This is a genomic window from Zunongwangia sp. HGR-M22 (assembly GCF_027594425.1).
In the GTDB taxonomy this organism is placed as follows: Bacteria; Bacteroidota; Bacteroidia; order Flavobacteriales; family Flavobacteriaceae; genus Zunongwangia.
The window spans coordinates 3,962,845-3,986,413 of record NZ_CP115159.1; the positions used below are offsets into that span (position 1 = coordinate 3,962,845).

A 23,569-nucleotide genomic window follows, 5' to 3' on the forward strand; every position below is an offset into this window, starting at 1 on the left:
CCAGGACCTCAAGGGTGTATTTCAAAAATTCGGTTTTCTAATTTTGCTCCTTTTGGTTTATAAATCAGTTCTAAAAAAGTAAAGATACCAATATTAATTGGCATCACCATTTAGAACGAAAGCTTAACTCTTATATTTTAAAACTTCAGAGCGGCCTTTCTTAAAAATTTTATTGCTGTTTCCTTTTCCTTTTCTAAGCTCTTTTTGTTGTTCGTAAGGAAGGGAATTTATTTTCATACAATCTTCGCTGCAGCAATTGTTCATTTCCATCGCACATTCTTCACACTGAATAAATAGTAAATGACACGCTTCATTTGCACAATTAACATGGGTATCACAAGGTTTGCCGCATTGGTGGCAATGTGCAATTACATCCTCTGTGATACGCTCTGAACGTCGATGATCGAAAACAAAGTTTTTACCGATAAATTTATTTTCCAATTGCTGATTTTTAACCTGGCGGGCATATTCTATTATTCCGCCCTCCAATTGGTACACATTCTGAAATCCGCGATGCTTATAATAGGCACTTGCTTTTTCACAACGAATTCCACCAGTGCAATACATTAACAGGTTTTTATCTTCTTTGTGCTCTTCAAGATCTTTTTCTATAATTGGAAGCGAATCCCTAAAAGTATCTACATCTGGAGTAACCGCTCCTTGAAAATGACCAATTTCACTTTCGTAGTGGTTTCGCATATCTACACAAACCGTTTTTGGATCGTCTAGTAACTGATTAAATGTAGCAGCATCTACATGAATCCCTTTGTTAGTAACATCAAAGTTCGCATCGTTTAAACCATCTGCAACAATTTTATCCCGAACTTTCACTTTTAATTTCAAAAAAGATTTAGAATCCTGTTCGATCGCAATGTTTAGACGACAACCTTCTAAGAAATAAATTCCGTCTATAAAATCTTTAAATTCATTGAATCTTTTTGCCGGGACAGAAAGCTGAGCATTAATACCTTCGTTCGCCACATATATTCTACCCAGAACATCCATCGAATTCCAGGCTACAAAAAGATGATCTCTAAAAAGATTAGGATTGCCTATTTTAGCGTAGGCATAAAAAGAGAGCGTAAGCCTGTCTTCACCAGCTTCCTCGATTAATGCTTCTCTTTCTTTAGCGCTTAGTTTGTTGTACAGTTGCATGCTATACTAATTTTAAGAATTAAAGAAATATTACAGTTTTTTAGTGGTAATTATTTTTACCGGACAGGCATTTTGTGCCTGCAAACATTCGGCAAAGATACTATCATCGTGAGATTTAAGCGTATAAAAGCCTTTTTTTTCTTTAGAATGCAATAGAACAGTCTTGCCATCTTTCTTAGACATCTGAAATTCTGAAGGTGCCATTTCTACACAATAATTACAGCCAATACATTTTTCTCTTTGTAAGGTAACCACTACCATTAGGCTTTTACTATTTTATACAGTTTGTCTGAATTTCTAATTCTGAATGGTAATTTTATTGTACAAGAATCTCCTTTTGAAGCAGTTTCTAAAGTTTGATCGTTCACCATCATTTCAGAAAGTTCTATTTCTTGCGCACCTGTGGTGGGCCCTGTAATTAAAAGTGTATCTCCTAATTTTATATCGTAAGCTTCAATCTTAAATTCACCAATATTAGCTTTAGGAAAGTAATGCATTCCTTTACCAACATAAACTTTCTTTTGTGTGGCATGAGAACCAGAGCCATCACTCCACTGCCCTAATTTTTGACCTAAATAATAACCACTCCAAAATCCACGATTGTAGACTTTTTTAAGTTCTTCCATCCAGGCCGCTACCTTTTCTTTGGTAAATTCTTCAGCATAATAAGCATCAATAGCTTCGCGGTAGGTTTTTATAACTTTTGCTACATACTCTGGCGCACGGCCACGACCTTCAATCTTTAATACTTTTGCACCGGCATCGATCACCTGATCTAGAAAATCTAAAGTACAAAGATCTTTTGGAGACATCATGTATTCATTATCCAACTCGACCTCAAAACCACTTTCCTGATCGATCACTGTATATTTTTTTCTGCAATTTTGTTTACAGGCTCCTCGATTCGCCGAAGAGTTATGTGAATGTAAGCTCAAATAACATTTACCTGAAACTGCCATACAAAGTGCACCATGTCCAAAAATTTCTATTTCAACTAAATTTCCAGAAGGACCTTTTACTTCTTCTTTTTCTATCTGGTCGCAGATCTTTTTAACCTGTCGCAAGCTCAGTTCTCTACTCAAGACCATGGTATCTGCAAACATCGCGTAAAACTTAACAGTTTCGATGTTGGTAATATTGATCTGTGTAGAAATATGAACTTCCATACCTATTTGTCTTGCATAAGCAATCACCGCCTGATCCATCGCTATTACCGCGGTGATCGATGCAGCTTTGGCTTTATCCAATAAGGTTTTTACAATAGAAAGATCATGATCGTAAACTATTGTATTGAGAGTTAGATAAGTTCTAACGCCTTTATTTATGCAACGCTTTGCTATTTCTGGCAGATCGTCTAATGTAAAATTTATACTTGCTCTTGCCCGCATATTAAGCTGTTCTACACCAAAATAAACGGAGTCGGCTCCATTATCTAATGCCGCCTGTAAAGACTCAAAATTGCCCGCGGGGGCCATAAGTTCTATCTTTCCTGTACTCGTCATCTCTAATAAAATATGGGCTGCAAAGATACATATCTTTCAATTATTGGTTACATTTAGCGAAAGCCAAATTTTATGGATTTCAATTAAGAATTTAGTTTTTTCAGATTCAATAAAATGGAGAAATCTTTAAAACGCGATTCAATTTATAATTGTTACCTAATAAAAGTTATAGTAATTTAGCAACTTGCAAAAAAACAGGATAATAAAATGAGTAACGATAAAGAAAAAGAGGCAAAATTAAAAGCATTAAAGCTTACCCTGGATAAGATGGACAAAACTTATGGAAAGGGTACGGTAATGAAAATGGGAGATCAAGCAGTTGTTGATGTTCCTTCGATTTCTACCGGTTCTTTAGGCTTAGATTTAGCACTAGGTGTTGGAGGTTATCCAAGAGGAAGAGTGATAGAAATTTATGGTCCAGAATCTTCTGGTAAAACTACGCTTACTTTACACGCCATTGCCGAAACCCAAAAAACCGGAGGGATTGCAGCTTTTATTGATGCAGAACATGCTTTTGATAGATTTTATGCTGAAAAGCTAGGGGTGGATATAGAAAATTTAATAATCTCGCAACCAGATAATGGTGAACAGGCTCTGGAAATTGCCGATAACTTAATTAGATCTGGAGCTATCGATATTATTGTAATCGACTCGGTTGCAGCTCTTACTCCAAAAAGTGAGATCGAAGGAGAAATGGGAGACTCAAAAATGGGATTACATGCTCGTTTGATGTCTCAGGCACTTAGAAAATTAACCTCTACAATTAGTAAGACAAATTGTACAGTGATCTTCATTAACCAGCTTCGTGAGAAAATTGGGGTAATGTTTGGAAATCCTGAAACAACTACTGGTGGTAACGCACTTAAGTTCTATGCTTCAGTACGTTTAGATATTAGAAGATCTACTCAGATTAAAAACAGCAGTAGTGAGGTAATGGGTAATAAGACCAGGGTGAAAGTGGTGAAGAACAAAGTAGCACCACCATTTAAAACTGCCGAATTTGATATTATGTATGGGGAAGGAGTTTCTAAAATTGGTGAAATTATCGATATAGGTGTTGACTACGAAATAATTAAAAAAAGTGGTTCTTGGTTTAGTTATGAAGACACCAAACTTGGGCAAGGTCGTGATGCGGTAAAAACCATCTTAAAAGACAATCCAGATCTAATGGATGAACTGGAAGTTAAAATAAAAGATGCAATAAAAGTTGCAAAAGAAGAATCTTAAGCAATTGAAAAACAAATTAATATAAAAAAATCTCCGACTTCGGGGATTTTTTTTTGAATTTTACGCAACCTTTTCAAAACTCAATCATCTACAACAAACAAAACCCAAAAATACAAAGATGAAAAAGCTAAGTTTATTATTAATTCTTGCAATCTCTCTTATTAGTTGTAATAGTGATGATGATGGTCCAAGTATCGCATACCAATATGCCAGAATCACGAACCACAATTTGCCTGCTTTTATTGATTATGAAGAGAGCTACGATATAAAAGCAACCTTTACGCTACCCGATGCCTGCCATACTTTTTATGCATTCGATGGAAAATCTTACGAGAATGAAGATGAGGAAAATATCTTAGTTTACGATATTGTGGCTTTAACATCCTACGATCCAAACGTTACAGAGTGTACAGAGCAAACAACTAGTTTATCTAAAACAGAATCTCTATTCAGAAATAGCTTTAAGCTAAATACTGTTACCCAAAATGAAGATCGCTATGATACTGTTCGATTTCGTTTTGTAAACGGCGTTAATACTGCAACAAATGAATACGAGTTTTTAACAGTAAACGTTCCCGTAGGAGAACCAGAGCCTACTCCTGAAGAACCTGCAGAATAAAAGATTAATCATTATTTTTAAAAAGCTGAAATTGTATAATTTCAGCTTTTTTTATTTTAAGCCACGCAACCTTTTAGATTTCGGCGTATCTATACATTATAAACCAGGAATAGAAGTATTCAGAAAAGAGAATATAAAAGCATTAATCATTATCCTAACAACATGTAACTTAGGAAAGACTAAGCTTGTTTTTATTAAATTACAGTTAGCATAAAATCTGATAAAAAACAGATAACTTACGCATAAGTAACCAACTAAACTCACATGATTTTTTGACGCTAGAAAAGCTCATAAAAAGATGTAAAAAAAAGGATATTAAAGCACAGGAAGAACTTTACCGATTATACTCCGGGAAGATGTTCGGCTTATGTTTAAAATATTCTGATAGCTACCAGCAGGCCGAAGATAATCTGCAGGATGGCTTTATGACCATATTCGACAAAATTGGTCAATACAATAATTTAGGATCATTTGAAGGTTGGATGAAAAGAATTGTAATAAATACCGCTTTACAAAAGCACAGAAAAGAAAAATTATATAGTATAGCAAACGAAAATCAAATAGAAGAAGCTACAGTAGAATATGAAGAATCTTCTTTGCCTTTAGATTTTTTATTAAAAATCGTACAGCAATTACCGCAACGTTATCGCGAAGTATTTAACCTATATGTTTTAGATGGTTATTCCCACAAAGAAATTGCGAATATGCTGAATATTTCTGAAGGTACTTCTAAATCTAATCTATCAAGAGCCCGACATATATTGAAAGATAATATCGAGAAAAGTCAAATTAATTCTTCTGCAAAAACCCTATGAAAGAGAGAAAGAATATAGATCGCCTTTTTCAGGAGAAGTTCAAAGATTTTGAACAAGCTCCCAGAGAAGAAGTATGGAAAAATATAGCAGGCAAATTGCAGAAAAAGCAAGAAAAAAAGCCGTTTATTTTACCATTTTGGTATAAGCTTGGCAGCGTAGCGGCTGTTTTAGCTCTAATTACAACTCTAACTTATATTTACCTAAACCCTGCAAATTTAACAGAGCCCCAAATCTCTATTGATGTTGAAAAATCAGCCCTTCCTAAGATTGAAATGCCTGTAGATTCTACCCTGAAGAGCGCTAATAATATTCTTGAAGAGATTGCAGGCCGGTCTGAATATTCAGGCGCGCCAAGTAAAGTTTCCAGAAATAATTCAGGGGCTAGTATTAATCAAAATAATGCCATTACAAATAATCAAAATTCTACTTTAAGTAATAGCATTTCAGCAAGAACAGAAAAAAATAACAGTTCAAACCAATCAAAAAACGAGCAACAATTAGCCTATCTTGAAAATGAAAATAAGAAGGTTTCAACGAAAAACTTCCAAAATGAAATAAATAACGAAGAGAACATTAAAAATAATCAAGATGCTCAATTTACTGTCGCAGATTCTTCTAAAATTAAAGAACAGCAAGAATATGAGAATGCATTAGCAATTCTTGAGGAAGAAAAAAACAAGGAAGCTACCTCTGAAGATTTAAAAATAACATCAAACAAAGCTGGCAAAATTAGTATTGCTCCTTTTGCAGCACCTGTATATTATGATAATTTAGGAAGCGGTAGTGCAATAGATCCCAATTTTGCAGGTAATCAAACCAATAGCGAGGTTACCATGTCTTACGGTATAAAATTAGCTTATGCTATTTCTGAAAAAGTAAAAATACGTTCTGGGATTAATAAAGTGAATATGAATTATAAAACTAGGGATATTGTTTATAACTACGCCATGGCTTCTAACAATCTTGCTAATATTAATTACGAAAATGGAAGCGAGAATATTAAAATTACGAGTACCAATTCTAGAAGTAATGGTGATGCTTTTGATAGCCCAGTGACTTCACCAGAAATTAATAATTTTGCGAATTTAAATATGCCTGTAGAATCGGGTTCTATAAATCAAAGTTTTGGATATATTGAAGTTCCGCTTGAAATCGAATATAACTTGATCGATAAAAAAATTGGACTGAAATTAATTGGTGGTGCCAGCAGTTTATTTTTAGATGAAAACTCGGTAAGTGTTAGTTCCCAAAATGGAGAAGTAGAGCTGGGAGAAGCAAATAATTTAGAAGAACTAAGTTTTACGACCAATATTGGGATGGGTATAGATTATCAGCTCAACGATAAATTCCGGTTAAATTTAGAACCAACCTTCAAATATCAATTAAATAGTTTTAATAATGTTGATGGCGTGAAGCCGTTTTTCTTCGGAATTTATACAGGATTTAGTTTTGAGTTTTAACCGATTAATTTACGGTTGGATTGTTTAATTCCTGAAGAATAACCTCCCTATTTTGCAGCTTTAGTGCTTTACGGTCTTGCTGGGTTTTCCCTTTGGTCGATATAAAATCGTGGATCTTAACTCTCAACTTCCCGGGGCTTCCAGAAAAGAAAGTGTAGGAAAAACGCTTTTTAGTATCGTGAAATGTTAGCGGAACGATAGGTATTTGATGGTCTATAGCCAGCTTAAAAGCTCCTTCTTTAAATTCGTCTAAAACAATACTTTCATCATCGGGAACGCCCCCTTCCGGAAAAATACAAATGCTGTTGCCTTGCTTTAATCTTCTTTGCGCTTCATTAAAAACCGCTTGCCTACTTTGTGGATTTTTGCGATCTACCAGAATACAGGTTCGTTTATAGAAAAATCCAAAAATGGGAATTTTCACTAGTTCTTTTTTTCCAACAAAAACGAAAGGATGGTTTATCGTAGAAAGCATTAACATGATATCGATAATAGAACAGTGATTGGCTACAAACATATAGCTGTAACCTTTTTCCAACTTCTGCCCACCAACAACTTTGCGATAAAATCCCATTCCAAAAATGATAAATTTGGCCCACATTCTTGCGCAAAAGAAGAATTGAGGATAAAATCGTTCCGATGAAGTAAACACTACCAATATAGGTAACATAATGATTATTGGCACTACGAGTAAAACATAGAACCAAATTCTCCATACCGCAATAGCAATATTTTTTAGAAAACGCATAGATTCCAAAAGTAGTAAATACAATCAAGTCAATTCCACAAAAAAAGTACCTTTGTATAAAAATTTAATTACTACATGTCTAGAATACTAACGGGAGTACAAAGTACAGGAACTCCTCATTTAGGAAATTTACTGGGGGCTATTATGCCTGCTATAAGAATGGCGAACAGCCCAGAAAATGATTCCTTCATTTTCATTGCAGATATGCATTCTCTAACACAAATTAAAGATGCTGAAACTTTAAGAAATAACACCTACTCTGTCGCTGCCACATGGCTTGCCTGTGGTATTGATATAGACAAAACGGTATTTTACAGACAAAGTGATATCCCTCAAACCAGTGAGCTTACCTGGTATTTAAGCTGCTTTTTTCCTTATCAACGACTTACTTTAGCACATTCGTTTAAAGATAAAGCAGATCGTCTAGAAGATGTAAATGCCGGGCTTTTTACGTACCCAATGCTTATGGCTGCAGATATTCTATTATATGATGCTGAAATTGTTCCTGTTGGGAAAGACCAGTTACAACATTTAGAAATTACCAGAGATGTAGCCTCTCGTTTTCACGCTAAAATGGGAGAAACTTTTGTAATTCCTGAAGCTAAAGTAGAAGAAAACATCTTGTTTGTTCCCGGTACTGATGGTTCTAAAATGAGTAAATCGAAAGATAATACCATAAATATTTTTCAGACCGATAAAAAACTGAGAAAACAAATTATGGGAATTCAAACTGATAGTACTCCGCTTGAAGAACCTAAAAACCCAGATACCTGTAATGTTTTCAATATCTATAAATTATTAGGATCTGAAGAACAAAACGCAGATCTACGCCAAAAATATGAAGCTGGTGGTTTTGGTTATGGCCATGCAAAACAAGCTTTATTCGAATTGGTAAAAGAAACTTTTGCTGAACAGCGTGAAAAATATGAATATTACATCAACAATCTTGAAGAAATTGATAAAGCTTTGGCCATTGGGAAAGAAAAAGCAACAGCTGTGGCTAGTGATGTTTTAAAGCGTGTTCGCCAAAAATTAGGATATTAAGTACAATCTAAATTGCTTCAAATAATTTACCGGGCAAAGGCCTAATAACACCTTTAAGTTCCATATTCAGTAAAATTGAAGCGGTTTTAAAAGTTGGGAAATTACAGTAGAGCGCTATCGTATCTAATTGTGATTTCCCTTTTTCTTTTAGATGATCGTAAATTTGTTGCTCTTCAGAATCTAAATCGACAAATAATTGTTGCTGCACGGGTTTAATTTCTTCCTGAAGTTTCCATCCCAACATATAAACCAAATCGGCTGCGCTACTTAATAAATTGGCATTATTCGATTTTATAAGTTCGTTACAACCTTTACTATATTTATCACCAGGACGGCCGGGAACGGCAAAAACTTCACGATTGTAAGAGTTGGCAATATCTGCAGTAACTAAGCTTCCGCCCTTCTCTGCACTTTCTATAACTACCGTCGCTTCACTTAAACCAGCTATAATTCGATTTCTCTTTAGAAAATTATTTCTTCCGAAGTTATCACTACTCCAAAAATCGCTAAAAAACCCGCCATTTTCTAAAACGCTGTCTACATATTTTGCATGGACTTTTGGGTAAATTTGATTGAAACCATGTGCTAAACAACCAATAGTTTGCAAATTATTCGCGACAGCAGCGCGATGCGCCGCGATATCAACTCCGTATGCAAATCCAGAAACAATGATAGGATTAAGCGGACTAAGTTCCTCGATAAATTGCTCAACAAAAGAATTGCCAGCGCTGGTGATTTTTCGTGTTCCTACAATACTTATAATTCGGTGATGTTGAAGCTGAATATTTCCTTTTGAAAACAGCAAAATTGGCGAATCATGGCAGTGTTTCAATTTTTCGGGATAATTTTGATCTTCAAAATAATGCGTCTTTAATTGTTCATTTTGGATAAATTCGAGCTCGTTTTCTGCCGCTTCAAAATTCGCAGGATCTAGTAATCCTTTCAGTTTAAGCGCTCCAATTCCTTCAATTTTCAATAAATTTTGTCGCTTTTCTTCGAATATTGCCCTAGCACTTCCCAATCTAGCAATTAACTTTTTTGCAGTTCTATCTCCCAGATTAGGAGCTTTTTGGAGTGCTAAGACGTATTTTAGATCATTAAAATTCATCCCATCGCTTTCCTCTAAAATTAAACAAAAAAAGATTTGTTAATAAAATTTGTTTCTCTATTTTTATATACTTCACTTTCGTCTTATTTTTGCATTTATGAAAATAGCTAACTACATACAGGATTTACTTTACCGCTACGAATGCGTTATCGTACCGGGATTTGGTGCATTTTTATCTCAAAGAGAATCGGCGTTTCTTGATGCTGAAACAAATAGTCTTTACCCACCAAAGAAAACGGTGTCCTTTAATCGTCAGTTAGTTAAAAACGACGGATTATTAGCAAATTACGTTGCTGAGGCTGAAAGTATTAATTATACGACAGCGCTTAACAAGATTGCAGATTTTGTACATCAGTTAGATAGCTCTCTAAAAGATCAAGATAAAGTTGAAATCACGAATATTGGGCAGTTTACTGTTTCTGAAGATTTTACACTTCAATTTGAGCCTTTTAATAAAGTAAATTATCTGGCTGATTCTTTTGGACTGGATGTGGTTCATTCAGCAAAAATTCAGCGTGAAGTTTACAAAACTCAGGTTCAGGAAATTGAGGAAAAAGCACCTATTCATTTTACTCCTGAACGTAGAAACCGCAAAGCCGCATTTCTTAAATATGCTGCAGTAGGAATTCTTGCAATTGGTTTATCGGGTATGGCTGGTTTAAATATTTACAGCAATCAGGTTGCGCAACATAATATTGCTGAACAACAGGAAGCTGAAAACCAGTTACAGCAACAAATTCAGGAAGCTACTTTTGTTATCGATAATCCATTACCGGCAATTACTTTTAATGTAGAAAAGCAATCTGGCGACTTTCATTTAGTTGCAGGAGCTTTTAGAGTTGAAGAAAATGCCGAAAAAAAAGTAAATGAACTTAAAAAAGAAGGGTACAAAGCCCGACTTATAGGAGCGAACAAATACGGACTTCACCAAGTGGTATTTTCTAGCCATAAAACCAGACGCGAAGCAGTAAATGCACTTAACAAATTAAAGAGAGAAGACAAAGCAGCTTGGCTACTTGTACAGGAACTTTAATCTTTTTTTAGTGCTTTTTACCTAAAAGCTCACTATTATTGCCAAAAACTGGCAAATATGGATTCAAAATACCCAAAAGATTCTAGAACTACATTAACCGACCTTGTTTTACCAAGCGAGACCAATCCCCTAAATAATCTATTTGGTGGCGAATTGTTAGCTCGTATGGATCGTGCAGCAAGTATTGCAGCAAGAAGACATAGTCGCCGTATTGTAGTTACTGCCTCTGTAAACCATGTTGCTTTTAATAGAGCTATTCCCTTGGGAAGTGTGGTAACTGTTGAAGCAGCTATTTCTAGAGCCTTTAAATCGTCTATGGAAATCTTTATAGATGTTTGGGTAGAAGATCGCGAAAGTGGTCTTAGAAGCAAAGCAAACGAAGCAATTTATACCTTTGTAGCCGTAGATGAAACAGGAGCTCCAGTGCCTGTTCCTCCCTTAAAACCGGAAACAGATTTAGAAAAAGATCGTTATGATGCCGCTCTACGAAGAAAACAATTAAGCCTTGTTCTTGCCGGAAAATTAAAACCTAATGATGCTACGGAATTAAAAGCATTATTTAAAGACTAAATTTATCCATTAGGGTTATGCAGATGAATGCGTAACCCAACTCCAAAATCCATTAAAATATGATCGTTTAAATAATCATCATAGGCCTCATTTTGGATATCCAGATTTAAATAATACGGTGATACTTTAGCGAAAACTGCTAAGGTCTGGTTGAAGCGATAACCCAAGGCTACTCCTAGCTTATAACTTATCCCATTTTCACCAAAAGAGTTTGGAGAAAAATTAACCAAATTTCTAAGATATACACCTGCAACGCCTCCGGTTAGATGCACATTAACTTTCTGATCGATAGCGTAGTAATATCCCAATTCAAGCCCATATTCGTTGAATCTTGTTTCGCTTATATTTCCTATTTTTTCAATATTAGTGACTTCGCTCCCGTGCCATTTCCCATAAAGACCAGCAGTAAATTCAGGAACAATAAAAATGTGCACGCCAAACTGAATTCCCTGATCTAATTGATAATCGTTGCTAAAACTAGAATTACTTATTCCTAATGGATAAAAAGTGGATAAATCAAAAAAAATAGTTTCTGGATCTTCAGGTTGGTACCAGTTTCGATGTGCAGCGATCTCCACATCGCTTTGTTGCGCCTGAAGAAAAGTGTAGCTAAAAATGCCGAATATGAGTAGTAACTTTTTCATATAAAAATGGGTGGTGCTGAAACTAAAATTCGAAATTAAAACGATTGCTTTCTGAAGTAACTTTTACAATCGTATCCCTTTCTACTTCATCATTTACAGTGTAATTAATTTTTATACTACTACCTTCGGGAATCGAAAATGCATCCATAAAACTGGTATTCTCTTCATCTAATTTTAGATAATTTCTAATATAATTTTCAGGTAAGAAATTATTCTCCTGAGAATCATAGAGCCCCAGAGATTGCTTTTTCTTAGGATACATTAAAACAAGTTCCAGACTGTCGGTCTGCGCTCCCATTGCGATATTTAGGTTCACATTCCTAATTCTACTTAATTGGACAAGTTTAAGGTTGATGATGCCTTCTCTTCCTTCGATATTAAGTGAATCGATAAAGCTTAATGAAGAGTAAGCGGGAATATAATCTTTAGAATATTCTGGATTAAAATTAATTATTAAACCGCGATTGTAGGAAACCAGCGACACAAAATCTACTCTACCTAAATCTTTACTTTTTGATTCTCCTAAAATATTATATTCAGATTCTGTATCGGTAGTTATATTTACCGGAATATTTTTTAAAGCGACGTTATTAGAATCGGTTAAAGTTGCAAATACTGCCAATCGCTGATTTTCGGTTACCAATACCTCATCACTAGTACAAGCAGATAGTCCTACTAATAAGACTACAATCGCAACACCTATTTTTTTCATGATCTAATATTACATCAATTAGATGCAAAATACTAAAATTGGTTGCTTTAAACACTAAAAATTAACGGTTTATAATCCAGCTTTCAGGATTGTATTTATTAGTATTCTGAAATATTAAAAAATGTAAAGTCGTTTTTCCTGTGCTTTTACTGGTGGCCACCACACCAAGTTCCTGCCCGGTGCTTACATAATCTCCTTTTCGCACAGCAACACTCTCTAAATTATCATAAATGGTGATATAATCTCCGTGCCTTAGCATCACTGCCTTATTTGCTCCTTTTAAGATCTGAACTTCACTAACAGTTCCTTCAAAAACAGCTCTGGCCTTACCACCTTTGTCGGTATCGATATTTATACCGCTATTGTTTATCGAAATATTACGAACTACAGGATGCGGTTGTTTCCCAAACTTCATACTAATGGTACCAGCTTTTACAGGCCAGGGTAATTTTCCTTTGTTGCTGGCAAAGTCTTTAGCCAAGGCTTTTGCTTCAGGGGATAATTCAAAAACATCACGTTTTGCTGAACCCGATTTTTTATTGGTTTCTGCGATCGAAGCTTTAATCATCGCATCGATCTTACGCTCAATTTCGTCGATTTCCTGCTGAGCTTTTTTTATTTGCGAAGCGAACTGGCCTTCTTTCGCCGTAATGGTTTTCATTAATTCTTGCTGTGCTTTTTTATTTTCTTCTAAACGAGCTCTGGTTTTACGATTCTCTGCAATTAATTTATCCTTTTCTTCTTTTTGATTAGAAAGTCGTGTGTTTAAACGTTGTAAATCGACTGTACGTGTCTTTATTTGCTCTCCTTGCTGTTTTCTGTACTCTGTGTATTGTTTTAAATATTCCAGCCGTTTATAAGCCTGTAAAAAACTTTCTGAAGACAACAAAAACATTATGCGGCTTTGCTGTGACTTACTACGATAGGATTTTTTAATCATTACCGCATAATCTGCCTTTAGCTCTTCTAATTCTTTTCTAAACTTCGCGATCTTCGCTTCGTTCTCATTCATCTCTTTCGTAAGAAGACTAGCCTGCCTGTTGGTTACTTGTATTAAATTTTCGGTGCTTTTTATCTGCTGATTTAAATCCTGAACTTCATTCAAAATTGACTTTTCCTTCTTCTTGTTGTTACTTCTAAGATCGGATATTCGACGAATTTCGTTTTGAAGTTCCATTCTCTTTTTCTCCAAAGCTTCTCTAGTACTTTGAGAAAATGAATTGGTAGCCACCAAAAAGGTTGCAGCAACAACGATATATTTAAAGAAATTCAATTTCATTTTACAGAAATTTCATCGTAACCAGAAGGAATACTAAACGGAAAACTAACATCTCCGTCAAACTCGATCGAGCGATATTGGATGGTAATATTGGTACTTTCGCCACTTTCGTTGGCAATAATCGTAATAGTTTCAGGAAAAATTCTTCCAGAAACGGTTTGATAATCATCGTAAGTTACTGTTACACTTCTATTCTTATCCTCCTGAGCCAACTGCTGTGCTTTGGCTTTGTAAGTTTTGCTATCTAGCATAAACATTTTTTTCACTTCAGATTCTTTCTTCGGAAGTAATTGAAAACCTCTTGCAGATTCGCTTAATGTGTAGCCATCTTTCCTAAGATCGTAAATCGCCTGACCAATTAATAAATTCTGAAGTTTATCGAAATCCAGCGGCGTTCCTAACCATTTACTTACTAAACTGAAATCGCCATCAAAATATGATTTTCCTACTTTTTCGTAATAGCTTACTTTCTCTGGAGTGATGTAAACTTTTGCCATCGGGAAACCAAGAATACTGGCGCTCATCCAAATAGCTCTATCTTTTTCCATACGAAAACTTAGATTTACCGATTGCGATTTATCGGAGTTCTGGTACGCTGCTCTAAGTTTACCGGATATCGTATTAAAGTCAACTGCCTTATCGTAGTGATTTTTAATAACGCCAGATGCTTTAGCGTTACTCCTTTCAAAACCAGTTGCAGCTTTTTTTGTCCCACATGCAACAGTGGTGATGGTTATTAAGACAACAATTATTACACGTTTGATCATTTAGTTTCTTCTTTTAAAATTTTAATTGCCTTTGCTTTATACTCATTAGCACTCTCCTTATCCTCCATACCTGTATAAGACACCGCAATCTGCTGATAAAAATCGGCTTGCATTCTTGGATTTTCGATTAAAAAATCCAGTCCAAAAGTAAGAATTTCGACAGCTTCAGAATAATTTTTAAGTTTAATTAAGGCTACACCATTCAGTAAATAAAAAATTGGTTGTGCCGGGAAGATATCCCTGGCTTCTGATGCCAGTTCGTTAGCACCTTCAAAACGTTGTTGATCGATTCTTAAAATCACGGTGTTTTTTATCATTTCGAAATTGGATGGATCTTCCTTCAAGCCCATTTCAAAATAACGTAGAGCATCAGCTTTATTATTATTTTTTAGATAATATTCTCCTAATTTTCTATAAAGTGAAGGTTCATTTTCCAAATTGGAAAGCATTTGACTTACTTTCATAAGCTCTGTTTCCCACTGTGGATTTTCGTTTACAAATAATAAAAAGTCGTTTAGAACTTTATATTTTGAAGCTGCGTCTATTTCTTCAGATCTAAAAACAATTTCCATAGAATTCACCGCATCTTCTGCCTGTTCTTTATTCAGAAAAAATTTATAAAGGGCTAAATGAGCGAGACTGGAACCGGGACTATATTTTAAGAGTTCTTGCGCTGTATCAAAAGCTTCTTCCTCCATATCCTCGTCGCTATAAACATAAATAAGATTCAGGTAATTTTGCTCGTCTTCGGGATTTTCCTGAATGGCTTTTTCTAAACTGGAGATTTGAGCATCAATGTTGTTGGTACGCGCATAGATTTGGCGTCGCATCCTGGTACGGTAACTATTCTTGCCGTATTGTTGGTCTAAACTATCGATTAGCGATAAAGCACTATCGTAATGATCGCTTAGAATATATAAATCGGCTAAATCTTCCCGATATTTTTTATCGATTTTGATTAAATCTCTTAGAATTACAATAGCACTTTCGTAATCTACTGCTGCAATTTCATTTTCGTAATAATCTCCAAGAATATTTTCATCTTTCGGTTTAAGCTCCAGGGCTTTTATAAAATTTGGTTTCGCTTTATTATAGGCTTCTAATGAATAATAATTTTTCGCCATTTCGTAATAAACAATCGCTTTATTATCATCAATGGCGAGGCACTTTTGCAAAGCAGTATTCGATTTTTTATAATTTTCGATACCGCGTTGCTTTAGTGCTTCAAAAAAATATTCCTGAAAAGCGTCGTTTACTTCACCAAGATCAGTATTCACGGTAGCGCTATTTTCTTCTTTTTGCTGAAAAAATGCAAAGGCCTTTCCCGGTACCAGAAAAAGGATTCCTAGAAAGGCCAATATGAATAAATTTTTCAGCAAAGTAGGTTTTAGGATTTGGATTCAATAACTATTCCAATACAGAATAATCACCGATACTGATTTGGGTAAATTCTCCGTTGAATTTAGCAAAATTACCAATCATGGCATTATCCAATTTTGCATTTTTCACTTCAGCAAAAGTTTGAATAAGACTGTTTTTTATGGTTGAATTTTCTATTTTGGTTCCGTTTCCTATAGAAACATTGGGACCAATCTTGGCATTGATTAATTCTACATTTTCACCAATAAAGCAAGGTTCGGTAATTTCAGTATCTTTTATTTTTACATTATTAGCGATCAACTTTTCGCCATCTTTATGTAAAAAGTTAAGCATCCTCCCGTTGGTTTCTACGGTTACATTTTTATTTCCGCAGTCCATCCATTCGTCTACTTTACCCGGCACAAAACGAAGACCGTTTGCCTGCATGGCTTTAATTCCATCATTGATCTGATACTCGCCACCATGAACAATATTATTATCCAAAACTTTTTGAAGTTCGCCTTTTAGAACAGCTACATCCTTGAAATAGTAAATCCCAATTACTGCAAGATCTGAAACAAATTCGGTTGGTTTTTCAACAAGCTCGGTTATTTCTATTTTCTCATTTAGGCTTACAACTCCATAAGCAGATGGATTTTCTACCTGCTTTACCCAAATTACACTATCGGCATCTTTATCTAATGTAAAATCGGCTTTAAAAAGCGTATCTGCATAGGCAATCACGGCAGGACCGCTTAGCGAATCTTTAGCACACATAATCGCGTGACCAGTTCCTAAAGGTTTATCCTGATAGTAGATTGTTCCTTTTGCGCCTAAACTTTCGGCTATATCTTTGAGATCGTTTTCTATCTTTTCTCCAAAATCCTCAGCAATAATAAAAGCAACTTCATCGACCTTTTCATCTAACACCTTTGCGATATCCTGCACCAAACGATGCACAATAGGTTTACCAGCAATAGGGATTAAAGGTTTTGGAGTAGTTAATGTATGTGGCCTAAGGCGCGAACCTCTTCCCGCCATGGGTACAATAATCTTCATCTTTTTGTTTGTTTGATTCTATTATAAATATTAGGAAAAACCTAAACTTACTTTGTTCCCGTACTGCCAAACCCGCCAGCTCCGCGTACGCTATCGGTAAGTATTTCAACTTCTTCCCAATTAATATGCTCGTGTTTTGCAATTACAAGTTGTGCCACACGCTCACCATTTTCGATCGTGAAATCTTCATTAGATAAATTCACCAATATTACACCAATTTCACCTCGATAATCGGCGTCTATAGTTCCCGGTGCATTTAAAACCGTAATCCCTTTTTTAGCAGCAAGACCACTTCTTGGTCTTACCTGTGCTTCGTAACCTACAGGAAGCTCTAAAAACAATCCTGTTTTTACGATTGCTCTTTCCAATGGTTTTAGAGTTACCGGCTCGGATAGTTCGGCTCTTAAATCCATTCCTGCGGAAGCTTCAGTAGCATAACTTGGTAAATCGTGTGAACTTTTGTTGATTATTTTAATCGTCATGATCGTTTTAAAATTTTCTTTATGTCTTCTTGTTCTTTAAAATACGTAATTCCCACAAATATGAGAACAAATAATACGGCAACTATATAATTTTGCCTGAAGTATATAAAACTTATGGCCGACAATGTTATTGAAAGTAGTAAATAAAATCCTATTTTCTTAACGTTATACGGTACTCGGTAGTATTTTCTTCCGAAGAAATATGAGATAAGCATCATGCTCCCGTAAGCAGCCAAAGTTGCCCAGGCGGCAACCATAAAACCATAGCTACCAATTAGCGTTACGTTAATAACGATAGTAATTAACGCACCAAAAAGTGAAATATACATTCCCATTCTTGTTTTATCGGTAAGTTTATACCACACTGAAAGGTTATGGTAAATTCCTAAAAACAGGTTTGCCAAAAGAATCACAGGAACAATCGACATTGCGACCCAATAATCCTCATCCCTGATTAAATACTCCTTAAAAATATCTATAAAACTCACTAAAACCACTAAAATCAATCCACCGGTGATTACAAAATAATTAAGGATTTTAGCATAGGTTGTTTTTGCATTTTTTTCTTTGGCATGATTAAAGAAAAAAGGCTCTGCTCCCATTTTAAAAGCCTGTATAAAAATCATCATAAAAACAGCTAGTTTATAGCAGCCGGAGTAGGCTCCCATAATTTCTTCGGAAAGGATATCTTTTAGCAAAAGTTTATCCAGGTTTTCATTAATAATGAATGAAATTCCTGCCAGCATTATCGGCCAGCCGTACTTCCACATTTGCTTTAATAATGAAAAACTAAACTGTATTTTAGTTTTAAAGAAATAAGGAAGAAGGATTATAAACGTGACAATACTAGCAGCCAGATTTGCCAGGAAAATATAGCCTAAAATATCTTTTTCGCTAAAATGATCTAAGATATATTGTGGCGCAACCACAGGGAATCTAGGAACAAGCCACAAGAGATATAAATTGATTGAAAAGACAATACTTACATTTAAAAGTTTTATGGAAGCAAACCTTACCGGTCTGTTAGTTGCTCTTAAATAAGCAAAAGGAACAACCACCAATGTATCTAAAATTAAGACCGTAAACAGGATATTAAAAAAGAAAGGATCTAAGTCTAGAAACCTTATAAAAGGATCTCTAAAAAGCATTCCTAATCCAAAAAAAAGGAGCGTTGTGATAGTTAATGCAATAAAAGAAGTTGAAAAAACTTTTTGTTTCTCCTCTGCCCTACTAAAAAACCTGAAGAAAGAAGTTTCCATCCCATACGTAAGCAAAACATTAAAAAATGCCGCCCAAATATAGAATGTGGTATTTATCGAATAATGCCCTGTTCCTAATATTTCTGTATGTAAAGGGACTAAAATAAAATTTAGAAGCCTAGGTACCACAGTGGCAATACCGTAAATAATCGTATCCTGAAAAAATCGTTTTAAAGTACTCAACAGGCGTTAGTTTTCCTGCAAATATCCTAATATTTAAGAAGAAAGCGACTATTTACGCTCCTCGATATTATCTAATAAATAATATTTAATTTCTTTGCCTTCCTGATATTCTAACAATGCCTGATTTTTTTCGATCTTTATCGGGCTTTCTACCGGTCTTTGGGGCATTTTATTTCCGTATTCTTCTTTAGGATCTGAACTCATTACAAAGTCAGATTGTTTTACATTAAAAATTGCAGTGTAGCGATTTTGCACATCCTCGTCTTTTACAATTGGTGATTTTAATCCTTTGAAGTAGATATTCTTTAATTCAACACGATTATTTTGGATAGCAATTACCGGAAGAAAAAAAGTCATTTGCCCCTTATCTGAACTATAATAAGCCTGCTGAAACTGTGCAGGAGCTTCTTCCTGAAGATCTTTATGACTTCTACAGTTGGTAAACATAGAAAAGAAAATTATACTGAAGATGAAATAGGCTGATTTCATAATAAAAGTTTTTTGATTGTCTTATACTAGAAATCAAATTGAATGCCAAACAAAAAATTATTTTATAGCTCTCCATTTAAAAACAAAAAAACCCGGACTAGCCGGGTTTTTAAATATATAAAATCAAATCTTTTAATTATTAAGAGCTTCCGCACCACCAACGATTTCAAGAATTTCGTTAGTAATAGAAGCTTGTCTTGCTTTGTTATAAGACAATTTAAGAGAATCTCTAAGTTCAGTTGCATTCTCTGTAGCTTTGTGCATCGCCGTCATACGCGCACCATGCTCAGATGCAAATGAATCTCTTAAAGCTTTATACAATTGCATTTTTAAAGACTTCGGAATCAAATCTTTTACGATTTCCAGCTTTGAAGGTTCAAAAATGTAATCCAGTTGCACTTCCTCTTCTGTTTCAAACTTAGGTATTGGTAAAAATTGCTCAGTCATCACAGCTTGAGTAGCAGCATTCTTAAAGTGATTATAAACCAAAACAATTTTATCATAATTCCCTTCAAGAAACTGATTCATTAAATCTTCAGCAATCACAGAAACATTTTCAAAACTAAGATCATCGAAGATCTCAGTATTGGTTTTATAAACCGTCAAGCTTTTCTTTAAAATGTCGTTAGCTTTCTTTCCTATGCTATAAAGATGAACATCTTTATCTGCATATTCTTTGGCTACTGCATTTTTTACTCCCTTAATGATATTTGCATTAAAAGCACCAGCCAAACCTCTGTTAGAAGAAATAGCAACTACAAGCACTTTGTTTACTTCACGCTGCTCTGCATATTTACTGCTGCTATCGTCATCTAAGCTAGCACTAAGATCCTGCAAAAGCTGTGAAAGCTTTTGAGAATAAGGTCTCATAGATTCAATAGCATCCTGAGCTTTACTCAACTTTGCTGCAGATACCATTTTCATGGCACTGGTGATTTGCATGGTTGAGGAAACCGAGGTAATTCTGCTACGTAATTCTTTTAAGTTTGCCATATTTTTAAAATTGGACTAGCCTAAATACTAATAAAGAACAAAGAGTTAAATATTTCATTCACTCTTTGTTCAAAAACTTTTATCCTTTATATTTTTCAGATAATTCTTTTGCTACAGCTGCTAAAGTATCAGTAACTTCATCGGTAAGTTTGCCCGCTTTAAGCGTATCCATTACTCCTCTATGCTTAGCATTTAAGAATTCTATATAATCTCTTTCAAATTCTCTAACCTTTTCTACAGGTACATCTCTTAGCAAGTTCTTAGAGCCTGCAAAGATAATAGCGATTTGATCTTCTACAGGATAAGGATCGTTTTGTCCCTGCTTAAGGATTTCTACGTTACGCTTACCTTTTTCGATCACACTCATTGTAGCCGCATCTAGGTCTGAACCGAATTTAGCAAAAGCTTCAAGTTCACGGAACTGAGCCTGGTCTAATTTAAGTGTACCAGCCACTTTCTTCATAGATTTAATCTGAGCCGAACCACCTACACGAGATACCGAAATACCAACGTTAATCGCAGGACGTACACCAGAATTAAATAAATCTGAAGTTAAGAAAATCTGACCATCTGTAATCGAAATTACGTTAGTAGGAATATATGCAGATACATCACCCGCCTGAGTTTCGATAATTGGCAATGCTGTTAAAGAACCACCACCTTTTACTTTACTTTTAAGTGACTCAGGAAGATCGTTCATGGTCTTCGCAATATCATCATCATTAATCACTTTCGCTGCACGCTCTAGCAATCTTGAGTGAAGGAAGAATACATCCCCAGGATACGCTTCACGTCCCGGTGGACGACGTAATAAAAGAGAAACCTCACGGTATGCAACTGCTTGTTTAGATAAATCATCATAAACAATTAAAGCAGGACGACCTGTATCTCTAAAATATTCACCAATTGCAGCACCAGCAAATGGAGCATAAACCTGCATTGGCGCAGGATCTGATGCATTTGCAGCTACGATAGTAGTATAAGCCAAAGCACCTTTATCTTCAAGTACTTTAGCAATACCTGCAACTGTAGAAGCCTTTTGCCCTATAGCTACATATATACAATAAACCGGCTCACCGGCATCGTAAAATTCTTTTTGATTAAGAATAGTGTCAATACAAACAGTAGTTTTACCTGTTTGACGGTCACCAATTACAAGCTCACGTTGTCCTCTACCTACCGGTACCATAGCATCGATAGATTTAATACCTGTCTGCATAGGTTCTGTCACCGGCTCACGGAAAACAACACCTGGTGCTTTACGCTCTAAAGGCATTTCGAAAGTTTCTCCCTCGATCGGTCCTTTACCGTCTATTGGTTCACCTAAGGTATTTACTACTCTTCCAACAATACCTTCTCCAACATTTATAGAAGCAATTCTTTGTGTTCTTTTAACAATAGAACCTTCTCTAACTTCTTTTGAAGGTCCTAAAAGTACTACCCCAACATTATCTTCCTCTAGGTTAAGCACCATTCCTTCAAGACCACTGTCGAATTGAACTAATTCTCCGTATTGCGCATTAGAAAGACCATAAACGTTAGCAATACCGTCACCAACTGTAAGCACGGTACCAACTTCGTCTAAAGAAGCCTTTGCCTCGAATCCGGAAAGTTGTTTCTTTAATATTGCTGAAACTTCAGCAGGATTTACTTCTGCCATAATTATTTAAGATAAAATGCCTCGTTAGCTACGGGCGGTTTTTATTAAATTTTAGAAACGTAAGCGTTGCTTTTTATAAATTCTGTTTTCAACTTGTTTAAGTTATTAGCGACACTAGCATCATACTGAAGGTCACCAACTCTCAAAACAAATCCACCAAGAATACTTTCGTCAATCTTATTCTCGATTGTAGCTTCCCTACCGGTAAGCTCTTTTATTTTAGCCTGAATCTTATCTTCAAGCTCCTTTGTTAAAGGAACTACGGTGGTAACAACAGCATTTTGCACTAGAATAGAATCATCGAATAACATTAAATATTGCGTTGCCACAATTCCTAAAATATTAATTCGATTATTCTCTACAAGTAAATTAAAAACACCCTTGGTTAACCCATTTATATCTTTAAAAATCTCTTCTAAGATTTGTTTCTTTAAATTAGGCTTAATTATAGGGCTCGCTAAAGTAGATCTTAAATCTTCGCTTGCCGCGATAGTTTTAGATATACTAAGCATATCTTCCTTTACATCTTTAGCTACTTTTTGATCGTTAGCTAATGTAAGAATTGCTTTTGCATAACGTTGTGCTGCTCTGGTTCCTTTCATCACAAAGTATTAGTTTAAAGTAACATCACCAAGCATGTTATCAATCATCTGGTGTTGTTTTTCTTTACTTGATAATTCTGTACGAACTACTTTTTCTGCAATTTCTATAGAAAGACTTGCTACCTGAGCTTTAATTTCTGCCATTGCAGCTTTTTTCTCAAGTTCAATACTTTCTTTAGCTTGTGATACTATTTGATCTGCTTTGTCTTGTGCTTCTACAGTAGCATCTGCCATTACCTTTTCTTTCAATTCACGAGCTTCTCTAAGAATTGCATCTCTTTCAGCACGAGCTTCTTTCATTAACTGCTCGTTATCTGCCTTAAGATTTTGCATTTCTTTTCTAGCTTCTTCAGCAGACGACAATGCGTTATTTATAGAGTCTTCTCTTTCTTTAACAGCTCCAAGAATAGGTCTCCAAGCGAATTTTGCAAGAAGCAAAATAAGTACTAGAAAAACTATTGTTTGCCAAAAAAGTAACCCAATTTCAGGAGTGATTAAATCCATAGTGTTTTTTAAATTTAAATAATATCCATTCGTAACCAACCGTTACGAATGGATAAAAAAGAATTCAATTATTTAAGAACTCCAAGTAAAGCTGCTACTACTCCAAAAAGAGCAACACCTTCTACAAGAGCTGCAGCAATAATCATAGCTGTCTGGATTTTCCCAGAAGCTTCTGGCTGACGAGCGATAGCATCCATGGCAGAACCACCAATTTTACCAACTCCCATAGCTGCTCCAATAACTGCTAAACCAGCACCTAAAGCTGCAAGTCCTACATACAATAATTCCATAACTGA

Annotated in this window: 26 protein-coding genes; 7 read left to right on the plus strand and 19 right to left on the minus strand. The window is 35.2% G+C overall.

Going from position 1 to position 23,569, the window contains the following annotated elements; translation table 11 throughout:
- Positions 1–123: 123 nt before the first annotated feature.
- The 3 genes from trhO to PBT91_RS17210 are packed head-to-tail and all read right to left on the minus strand — an operon-like array spanning position 124 to position 2,657.
- Positions 124–1,155 (minus strand): oxygen-dependent tRNA uridine(34) hydroxylase TrhO, encoded by a 1,032-nt coding sequence (gene trhO, locus PBT91_RS17200; RefSeq protein WP_270059689.1) that lies wholly within the window; start codon positions 1,153–1,155, stop codon positions 124–126.
- Positions 1,156–1,185: 30 nt separating this feature from the next.
- Positions 1,186–1,416 carry a ferredoxin gene (locus PBT91_RS17205; protein WP_270059690.1) on the minus strand — a complete coding sequence of 77 codons (231 nt, stop codon included), beginning with the start codon at positions 1,414–1,416 and terminating at the stop codon, positions 1,186–1,188.
- Positions 1,416–2,657 (minus strand): peptidase U32 family protein, encoded by a 1,242-nt coding sequence (locus tag PBT91_RS17210; protein WP_270059691.1) that lies wholly within the window; start codon positions 2,655–2,657, stop codon positions 1,416–1,418. The genes PBT91_RS17205 and PBT91_RS17210 overlap by 1 nt, the downstream gene beginning before the upstream one ends.
- Positions 2,658–2,864: 207 nt before the next feature.
- Here PBT91_RS17210 and recA point away from each other — a divergent pair, with 207 nt between their 5' ends.
- The 4 genes from recA (at position 2,865) to PBT91_RS17230 (ending at position 6,778) form a co-directional block, all read left to right on the plus strand.
- Positions 2,865–3,884 (plus strand): recombinase RecA, encoded by a 1,020-nt coding sequence (gene recA / locus PBT91_RS17215; protein ID WP_270059692.1) that lies wholly within the window; start codon positions 2,865–2,867, stop codon positions 3,882–3,884.
- A 118-nt stretch (positions 3,885–4,002) separates the two neighbouring features.
- Positions 4,003–4,503 (plus strand): hypothetical protein, encoded by a 501-nt coding sequence (locus PBT91_RS17220; RefSeq protein ID WP_270059693.1) that lies wholly within the window; start codon positions 4,003–4,005, stop codon positions 4,501–4,503.
- Positions 4,504–4,775: 272 nt separating this feature from the next.
- Complete coding sequence (locus PBT91_RS17225) at positions 4,776–5,318, plus strand: RNA polymerase sigma factor (RefSeq protein ID WP_270059694.1); 543 nt, start codon at positions 4,776–4,778, stop codon at positions 5,316–5,318.
- Positions 5,315–6,778, plus strand: a complete 1,464-nt coding sequence (locus PBT91_RS17230) for a hypothetical protein (RefSeq protein WP_270059695.1) — start codon at positions 5,315–5,317, stop codon at positions 6,776–6,778. Before PBT91_RS17225 ends, PBT91_RS17230 begins: the two co-directional genes overlap by 4 nt.
- A 4-nt stretch (positions 6,779–6,782) precedes the next feature.
- Here the strand turns inward: PBT91_RS17230 and PBT91_RS17235 are convergent, their stop codons facing one another.
- Complete coding sequence (locus tag PBT91_RS17235; protein ID WP_270059696.1) at positions 6,783–7,526, minus strand: lysophospholipid acyltransferase family protein; 744 nt, start codon at positions 7,524–7,526, stop codon at positions 6,783–6,785.
- 75 nt (positions 7,527–7,601) lie between these two features.
- On the opposite strand from PBT91_RS17235, the gene trpS reads away from it, so the two are divergent.
- Positions 7,602–8,570, plus strand: coding sequence for a tryptophan--tRNA ligase (gene trpS / locus PBT91_RS17240; RefSeq protein WP_270059697.1), 969 nt, complete (start codon positions 7,602–7,604; stop codon positions 8,568–8,570).
- 7 nt (positions 8,571–8,577) lie between these two features.
- Here trpS and dprA read toward each other — a convergent pair whose 3' ends face one another.
- On the minus strand, positions 8,578–9,678 hold the full coding sequence (dprA, locus tag PBT91_RS17245) for a DNA-processing protein DprA (RefSeq protein WP_270059698.1): 1,101 nt from the start codon (positions 9,676–9,678) through the stop codon (positions 8,578–8,580).
- 97 nt (positions 9,679–9,775) lie between these two features.
- Here dprA and PBT91_RS17250 point away from each other — a divergent pair, with 97 nt between their 5' ends.
- Both PBT91_RS17250 and PBT91_RS17255 read left to right on the plus strand, forming a co-directional pair.
- The gene (locus tag PBT91_RS17250) at positions 9,776–10,711 is read left to right on the plus strand and encodes an SPOR domain-containing protein (protein WP_270059699.1); all 936 of its coding nucleotides are present in this window, start codon (positions 9,776–9,778) and stop codon (positions 10,709–10,711) included.
- A gap of 57 nt (positions 10,712–10,768) precedes the next feature.
- Positions 10,769–11,281 (plus strand): acyl-CoA thioesterase, encoded by a 513-nt coding sequence (locus PBT91_RS17255; protein ID WP_270059700.1) that lies wholly within the window; start codon positions 10,769–10,771, stop codon positions 11,279–11,281.
- Positions 11,282–11,283: 2 nt separating this feature from the next.
- Here the strand turns inward: PBT91_RS17255 and PBT91_RS17260 are convergent, their stop codons facing one another.
- From PBT91_RS17260 to atpE, 14 genes are all read right to left on the minus strand, one after another.
- A complete protein-coding gene (locus tag PBT91_RS17260) occupies positions 11,284–11,925 on the minus strand; it encodes a hypothetical protein (protein ID WP_270059701.1) in 642 nt (213 codons plus the stop codon).
- 22 nt (positions 11,926–11,947) lie between these two features.
- Positions 11,948–12,637: a hypothetical protein gene (locus tag PBT91_RS17265; RefSeq protein WP_270059702.1), complete on the minus strand. Its 690-nt coding sequence runs from the start codon at positions 12,635–12,637 to the stop codon at positions 11,948–11,950.
- 61 nt (positions 12,638–12,698) lie between these two features.
- A complete protein-coding gene (locus tag PBT91_RS17270; protein WP_270059703.1) occupies positions 12,699–13,916 on the minus strand; it encodes a murein hydrolase activator EnvC family protein in 1,218 nt (405 codons plus the stop codon).
- Entirely contained in the window at positions 13,913–14,683 is a 771-nt protein-coding gene (locus PBT91_RS17275; protein WP_270059704.1) for a DUF4292 domain-containing protein, read from the minus strand. The genes PBT91_RS17270 and PBT91_RS17275 overlap by 4 nt, the downstream gene beginning before the upstream one ends.
- A complete protein-coding gene (locus PBT91_RS17280; RefSeq protein WP_270059705.1) occupies positions 14,680–16,062 on the minus strand; it encodes a tetratricopeptide repeat protein in 1,383 nt (460 codons plus the stop codon). The genes PBT91_RS17275 and PBT91_RS17280 overlap by 4 nt, the downstream gene beginning before the upstream one ends.
- A 28-nt stretch (positions 16,063–16,090) precedes the next feature.
- Positions 16,091–17,101 carry a sugar phosphate nucleotidyltransferase gene (locus tag PBT91_RS17285; protein ID WP_270059706.1) on the minus strand — a complete coding sequence of 337 codons (1,011 nt, stop codon included), beginning with the start codon at positions 17,099–17,101 and terminating at the stop codon, positions 16,091–16,093.
- 47 nt (positions 17,102–17,148) lie between these two features.
- Positions 17,149–17,583 carry a dUTP diphosphatase gene (gene dut / locus PBT91_RS17290; protein WP_270059707.1) on the minus strand — a complete coding sequence of 145 codons (435 nt, stop codon included), beginning with the start codon at positions 17,581–17,583 and terminating at the stop codon, positions 17,149–17,151.
- Entirely contained in the window at positions 17,580–19,025 is a 1,446-nt protein-coding gene (locus PBT91_RS17295; RefSeq protein WP_270059708.1) for an oligosaccharide flippase family protein, read from the minus strand. The genes dut and PBT91_RS17295 overlap by 4 nt, the downstream gene beginning before the upstream one ends.
- 48 nt (positions 19,026–19,073) lie before the next feature.
- Positions 19,074–19,514, minus strand: a complete 441-nt coding sequence (locus tag PBT91_RS17300) for a hypothetical protein (RefSeq protein ID WP_270059709.1) — start codon at positions 19,512–19,514, stop codon at positions 19,074–19,076.
- Positions 19,515–19,646: 132 nt separating this feature from the next.
- Complete coding sequence (atpG, locus tag PBT91_RS17305) at positions 19,647–20,507, minus strand: ATP synthase F1 subunit gamma (RefSeq protein WP_270059710.1); 861 nt, start codon at positions 20,505–20,507, stop codon at positions 19,647–19,649.
- Positions 20,508–20,586: 79 nt separating this feature from the next.
- Positions 20,587–22,167 carry a F0F1 ATP synthase subunit alpha gene (gene atpA / locus PBT91_RS17310; protein WP_270059711.1) on the minus strand — a complete coding sequence of 527 codons (1,581 nt, stop codon included), beginning with the start codon at positions 22,165–22,167 and terminating at the stop codon, positions 20,587–20,589.
- A 44-nt stretch (positions 22,168–22,211) separates the two neighbouring features.
- Complete coding sequence (atpH, locus tag PBT91_RS17315; RefSeq protein ID WP_270059712.1) at positions 22,212–22,769, minus strand: ATP synthase F1 subunit delta; 558 nt, start codon at positions 22,767–22,769, stop codon at positions 22,212–22,214.
- Positions 22,770–22,778: 9 nt separating this feature from the next.
- The gene (locus PBT91_RS17320) at positions 22,779–23,273 is read right to left on the minus strand and encodes a F0F1 ATP synthase subunit B (protein WP_270059713.1); all 495 of its coding nucleotides are present in this window, start codon (positions 23,271–23,273) and stop codon (positions 22,779–22,781) included.
- A gap of 68 nt (positions 23,274–23,341) precedes the next feature.
- The gene (atpE, locus tag PBT91_RS17325; RefSeq protein ID WP_084841957.1) at positions 23,342–23,563 is read right to left on the minus strand and encodes an ATP synthase F0 subunit C; all 222 of its coding nucleotides are present in this window, start codon (positions 23,561–23,563) and stop codon (positions 23,342–23,344) included.
- Between the last annotated feature and the right edge of the window lie 6 nt (positions 23,564–23,569).